General features: G+C 66.4%; 4 protein-coding genes and 1 pseudogene. 4 read left to right on the top strand and 1 reads right to left on the bottom strand.

Translation table 11 applies throughout. The features are described from left to right. Positions 1–299, bottom strand: a pseudogene (locus NBX02_RS02995) (hypothetical protein); the annotation flags it as partial. Between the two features lie 2,553 nt (positions 300–2,852). On the opposite strand from NBX02_RS02995, the gene NBX02_RS02990 reads away from it, so the two are divergent. The 4 genes from NBX02_RS02990 to NBX02_RS02975 form a co-directional block, all read left to right on the top strand. Then, the gene (locus NBX02_RS02990; RefSeq protein ID WP_250289889.1) at positions 2,853–3,038 is read left to right on the top strand and encodes a toll/interleukin-1 receptor domain-containing protein; all 186 of its coding nucleotides are present in this window, start codon (positions 2,853–2,855) and stop codon (positions 3,036–3,038) included. Continuing rightward, a complete protein-coding gene (locus NBX02_RS02985) occupies positions 3,035–3,385 on the top strand; it encodes an ATP-binding protein (protein WP_250289888.1) in 351 nt (116 codons plus the stop codon). Before NBX02_RS02990 ends, NBX02_RS02985 begins: the two co-directional genes overlap by 4 nt. Positions 3,386–3,702: 317 nt before the next feature. After that, a complete protein-coding gene (locus tag NBX02_RS02980; RefSeq protein WP_250284757.1) occupies positions 3,703–4,029 on the top strand; it encodes a CU044_2847 family protein in 327 nt (108 codons plus the stop codon). Continuing rightward, a partial coding sequence (locus NBX02_RS02975; RefSeq protein ID WP_250289885.1) for an nSTAND1 domain-containing NTPase occupies positions 4,026–6,148 on the top strand: 2,123 nt, incomplete at its 3' end. The genes NBX02_RS02980 and NBX02_RS02975, both read left to right, overlap by 4 nt.

Here is a 6,148-nt window from a genome sequence, read left to right as displayed (position 1 = left end):
GCGGGCTTGCCCGCGAGAGGCGCGGCGGGAGCGGGCGCGGGCCCGCCCTGGGCCGGTGCGGCGGCGGGCTCGGCCGCCGTCAGACTCGGCGCGATGACGCCACCACCGGCCTCCGGGGGCTGCCCCGGCGTCAGCACGCTGACCGCGACCGTGGAACCACCCGGGACACCTGTCGGGCCTACCGCGTACGGGGAGGCCTGACCCGGATACGGCGACGCCCACAGCTGGTCGTCGACGTGGGCAGACCCCCTGCCCGCGTCCGGGCGGACGGCGGCGCCGGACGGCGCGGAGCCCGCCACGACCGGCCCCGCTACGACCGGTGATGTGTCAGTCGTGTCCGACAAGGAAATGAACCCCATCCCGCCGACCACGAAGGCGGCGGCCCCCGAAATAACCACGAGTCGCATTATCGGCGCGACCGGGGAATCGCGTCGGCGATGGTGAGAGCTGGAGCGTAACATCGTGGGGTAGCGGCGAGCGCATCCTTACTCGATAGGATGGACAGAGTGAGCACGGACAGAGCGAGCATGGACAGAGTGCCAAGGATGTCGACCGTACCACTTAGGCCGACAACCTGATAGAGCTTTGACACCGCACCGCCGGCTCGACAATCGGCGATCAAGGCGGTCGGCCGAAAATGTCGATCTCCGGATCCGCCGCCGACGCAGGCGTCCATCACGATCATTTCTTCGGGTGAGATCGCTTCCTCGGCCGAACAGCCCTCCTGACCGGCTGGCGAAGAGCATCCAAGGCATCCGGTGACAAGGACGCGCAGGCAGGAAACGACTCCTTCCAGTGAGGGATCGGCGGGTGGGCCCGGGCCTCGTGGCCCCGCCCCGCACGCCCCGTCCGCCCGCGCCCACCCGCACCTGCCCGGGCCGTCATCCACCTGCTTTTGCCTGCTCCTACCTGCTCCTACCTGCGCGATCGCCGCACAGCAGCCCAACTTCCCGGCCTGCGCCGGGCGGGGCTCAGCCTGGCCCGCCGGCCGACATCCGACGTCTGCCGCGGGTCTCGACGCCGCCGCCCGCGGCAGGCCCGCCCGCCGCCACTTCATGATCCAGGCGACCGGCGGCCACGCACCGAACGGACGCCTCGCTCCCGCCGGCGCGGCAGGGCCGCCAGCCCCGACCCGCGACAGGCCGGCGCCTATACCGCCCTTCCCGCGGAGCGGCAAGTTCCCGAAAGGGATATCTCCAACGGCTCGGGCCGGCCGGGGCCGGGAACAGCGCAGTTGATGGGACTGCGGACAGCCGGCAAATTTTTGTATACGGGCGCGGCCGCCGGCGGCGGCTGCCGGGCCAGGACGACGGCTCCGTTTCTCTGAAGCTGTCGGCACCGCCAGAAAATCCGACGGCGAGTTCCGCCACGGTTTCGCGGAAGAAAGCCCCGGGAACACGTGAAATCGATGGTTTCGACCGGGGTGGCCACAGAAAATCATCGGCCGCCGTCCGATGATCCGCCAGGCGGAGGCCCATGGCCGGTTTCGCGCCGTCACGGGAGGCGCCACGCCACCGGGCGGAGACACCCCATCCAGCAACATCAAGATCGGCAGCGCGGACGCCGACGCTCTCGCCGCCGGCGGGCGCACTACGCCCGCCATGCCCACCATCTGCTGTTTCCGCGCCATCCGGGCACCGGCGGACACACGTCCGATGATCGTTCAGGCGGATCGGCGCCCGCCTGGATCCCGTGCCCACAGCGGCATCCAGGCTATTCCCGCGGAAAATGAGCCAGGCTTACACCAATGACACCGAACCCCGGCAGTATGTGATCTCCACAACATCCGTCGAACACTCGTAAAGATCATATCAATGAACTATGGTGACATCTACCACAGCGTCGACGACTGCAACCCAGCGAAGCTGGCACGGAACTACACAGCGTCCAGAGGCAGCCACTTCACGCCCTCCGCCGCGCTTCACTTCTCTGCGTTTCTGATCACAGAATAATTTTATGAATCATAAAATTTGGGGACCCGCCCTCCCGGCCGCCCCCGGCCACCCCCGGCCGCCCCTGTAGGGATCCCGACAGGCACCCATGGGCAGGACTGCAGCCCCGGCCACGCCACCCGGTAGATCGCCTCGACGACGTCCTCGCCACGACCCACCGGCCAGACGATGCCGCAACCCACCGGCCGTATGACGCCGTACACGCAGCGACTCGCCGGTGCGACGATCCCGATCTTTCAACGCAAAGCTCGTGATCTTTTCAACCCGCCGAAAACACCCGGCCAGGACAGCCGGTGCGCGCCATCATCACTTATCGCACTATAAAAATCATCACTCACACTTCAAAATCACAATAGAAAAACAACTACCGCATGCTGTCGCGGACGTCAAAACGGCCGACAGCCCACGCGCGACCAGCGCAGACAGTGGAGAATGCCCTACAAGGGGGCAGGCAACGTCGCCTGTCACCCGCCGTCACCACCCACGAGGCAGAACGCATCCCTTCCCGGATGCCCCCGGATCACTCCCGCTCCAGGGCCTGGCCCGATAGCGCCTTCCCACAGATAGCGGTTGACGCCCGCTTGCCACCGGGCACAACCAGCCACGCACAACGCCAGAAAAGATCACCAAAGAGAGATCGAAAGCTCCCTTTGCGGGGATCATGCCGTTCACCTGCGCAGTCTCCCGCATCGGACCACTACCGTGCCTTTCGTCCCCATGTATTCCCCACGGGCGCTCTCTAACGCCTCGCCGGCCCGCTTCAGGGGTCACCGTTGCTACGGACGGGTCCGGGACCATGTGACGCTTCGCAGTTTGCTTGTAATCGTCTGTGGACGTCCATGGATGTCCGTGCCAGCGGGCGCCCCAGAGGTGACGGCCGGTGCTGGTTTCGTGGAAGCGATGCACCAGGCGACGCAGGCGTCCGCGCGGACGGTGGCGGTGCTCTCGACGGCCTACCTGGAATCGGCGTACGCGACGGCGGAATGGCAGGCGGCCTGGCGGTCTGATCCGCTGGGTCGGGCCCGGAAGCTGCTGGTGTTCCGGGTGGCGGACTGCCCCGCCCGGGGCTGCTGGGCCAGCTCGTGACGGTGGACCTGTTCGGGGTCGACCAGACCACCGCGGCCGGGCGGCTGCGGGCCGCCGCCGGTGCGCAGCGGGCCAAACCCCCGGTGGAACCGGGCTTTCCCGGCGGCGGCCCGTCGGCTCCGGCGAGGCCGGCGTTCCCCCCGGAGCTTCCCGGGGTGTGGAACGTGCCGCCCCGGCTGGCGCACTTCGTCGGCCGGGGCCATCTGCTGGCCGCGGTCGACCGGCAGCTGGCCGCCTCGGGTGCGGTCGCGGTGTGCGCGCTGCACGGGCTTGGTGGAGTGGGCAAGACCGCGCTGGCGGTGGAGTACGCCCGCCGGCATGCCGGCGGGTTCGATGTGGTGTGGTAGGTGCCGGCGCAGGACCCGGAGCTGGTCGCCGGGCATGTGGCGGCGCTCGGGGTCGCGCTCGGCCTGCCCGACGGCGTGCCTGCTGCTCGTCTCCGTTGGTCGTGCACGCGGCCGTCCTGGAACGGACTCGGCTGGCCGGTGAGGCTGACCGCGGAACATGCTCACAGCCGATGATTGACACCGTCGACGCTTCTGTTTGCGTCCATGTGCTGACATCTACGGTGATGCTCTGAGAGATGATGACCGCGTGGCACGGGCAACGGCCGTCATGGTCGGCCGACCGGCCTGGTGATCGGACGGATGAGCGGGGGATCTGGATGTTGATGGAGGTGCCGCTGGAAAGCGGCGGCATGGTGCTGGTCGAGGTGGACCGGCGGGAGGTCCCGGGCGAACTTCAACTGGCCTCTGACGATCCGGGTACGGTGGCGGCCCGTGCGCGGCGTGCGCTGGAATCCTCGCTTGCGGATCTGGCTCCAGCAGTACGGTCCATCTGGCAGGGTCTCCGCGACATCGCACCGGACGAGTTCACCGTCGAGTTCGGGGTGAACGTCGGCGGCGAAACAGGGCTGATCATCGCGAAGGGTACGGCTGAGGTCAACTTCACCGTCTCAATGACGTGGCGTGGCGGTGAAAGCACTGCATGACCGAGTCGGTTGATCCGCGGAGTGGGTGCGTCGTCCGGATCCGCCAAGGAATGACGAAAAAAGCGGCGGGGGTCGGTGTGCTCGTAGGCGAACATGAAATCATGACCTGCGCCCACGTGGTAAATACCGCTCTCGGCAGGTCACAGCGGGAACAGAAGAAGCCTGACGATATTTTATTTCTCGACTTTCCCCAACTGGACGGCGTTTCACTGCGAGAGGCAACAGTGGAAGCGTGGGTTCCGCCTCCTCCGCAAGGCTCCTTCGGGGGAGATATCGCCGGGCTGAGACTGAGCGGAGCAGCGCCCACCGCCGCTCGTCCAGCACTCCTGGAAAGCCGTGTTCCGCCGCTCGGTGTGACAATGTTCGGCTTCCCGACGGACCCGCCACGACCTAATGGAGGATGGACTTCAGCCACGCTGATCGGTACCGTCGGCGGCGGGATGTTACAACTCGACAAGTCCAGCGAAGCGGCACTTCGCGCTCAACCAGGCTACAGCGGCTCCCCTGTCTTCGATGGTGACGGCGTGGTCCTCGGCCTGTTCTCCGCAGCCTCGAGAGACGACAGGTCCGAAGACGCTTATGCCATTCCGGTCCGACGCCTGACCGAGGCATGGCCTGATGTATGCCGAGTCATCCCGGCGTCCCCCTATCGGGGGCTCAGCGCTTTTCGGGAGCAGGACGCACATCTGTTTGTCGGCCGAGGTGAGGAGGCGGAGAAGCTCGCCGCACGGGTTCGCGCGAATACTCTGGTCTGCCTGACAGGGCCATCCGGAGTCGGAAAGACCTCGCTGGTACAGGCGGGGTTGATTCCACTACTGCGCAGCCAGAAATCATGGACGGTGGTGCCCTTCCGACCCGGCGCTCGCCCGCTCGACGCCCTGGCCGCCGCACTCCTGCGCGCCGAAAGCAACAACCCGTCAGACGAGCTGCGTCTTGACCGGATACGAACCCGCGGCGCGCGTCTGGGCGCGGGCGACCCGTGGGAGTCACTCGAAGCACTTGCGGCGATACGCAATACACAGGTTCTGCTCATCGCCGACCAGTTCGAAGAATGCCTGACGGATGACGGGGAGCAGGCCCGGGGCCTGGTGGAACTCGTTCTTCGGGAACCTCCGCGAGCGGCGATACCAGCACGTATCCTGATTTCGCTGCGAGCGGACTTCGTAAACGATCTTCTCTCACACCCTTCAGTGGAGGCAAGCCTGAACGATCGGATGTTTCCCCTCCAGGTGATGACATCCACGCAACTACGACAAGCGATCATCCAGCCCGCCGAAAGCCGCGGCGTGAAGTATGCGGACGGCCTGGTGGAAAGAATCCTGCAGGATGCGGGAAGCGAGCAGGGCACGTTGCCCCTGGTCGAATTCACCGTGTCCCAACTGTGGGATCTGCAATATGCCGGCAGGCTGCGACACGAGGAATACAGCAGGATCGGCGGGGTCACAGGTGCGCTTGGCGCACATGCCGAACGGATTGCCGCAAGTCTTCTTGGTGACGGGGTGCCCGAAGAAGTTCTTCATCGAACACTGCTCAGCCTCGTACGCACGGAATTCGATCAAGCACCGGCGACGCGGCGCATCGCCCGTCGCGGCGACACCGGGGCGGACTGGGCTGCTCTCGATCGGCTGTCCAAGGGACGCCTCGTGTCCCTTGGCACAGATGATGACGGCGTTCCGACAGCCGAACTGACGCATGAGGCTCTCATCGGCGGATGGGAGAGGCTCGCTCATCTGGTGGCGGAGAATGCCGACTTCGTCCGCTGGCGTACCAGGATGGAGGAGCTGTATCAGCGGGGTGATCCGATTCCGGAAAACCGGATCGCCGAAGCGGAGAGCTGGCTGCTGCGTCGTCCGTCCGAGGTTCCGTCCCACATCGGAGGCCTGGTGGAACGGAGCGCAAGAGATCATGCGCAACGGATCGCCGACCTCCAGGCGCTGGTCAACCGGGCGGAAGCCCTCCGGTTGGCTGCCCAGGCGGAACTCGTTCTTTCCACCCGGACCGTCCCGCGCGCGGTTTCCGCCCTGCTCGCCGCTGAATCGCTCACGCGCGCACCGACACTTGAGGGTGACCTCGCAGCACGCCATACGATGAAGATCGCACCGCGGCTTGCTGCCCGCCT

The sequence above is a fragment of the Protofrankia sp. CiP1_Cm_nod1 genome (genome assembly GCF_920888515.1).
Classification (GTDB): Bacteria; Actinomycetota; Actinomycetes; order Frankiales; family Frankiaceae; genus Protofrankia.
This window is presented reverse-complemented; position numbering and strand designations above follow the sequence as displayed.

Bases quoted from the DNA above. Each gene is read 5' to 3' on its own strand.
- NBX02_RS02990 (WP_250289889.1), top strand. From the start codon at position 2,853: ATGCACCAGGCGACGCAGGCGTCCGCGCGGACGGTGGCGGTGCTCTCG.
- NBX02_RS02980 (WP_250284757.1), top strand. From the start codon at position 3,703: ATGTTGATGGAGGTGCCGCTGGAAAGCGGCGGCATGGTGCTGGTCGAG.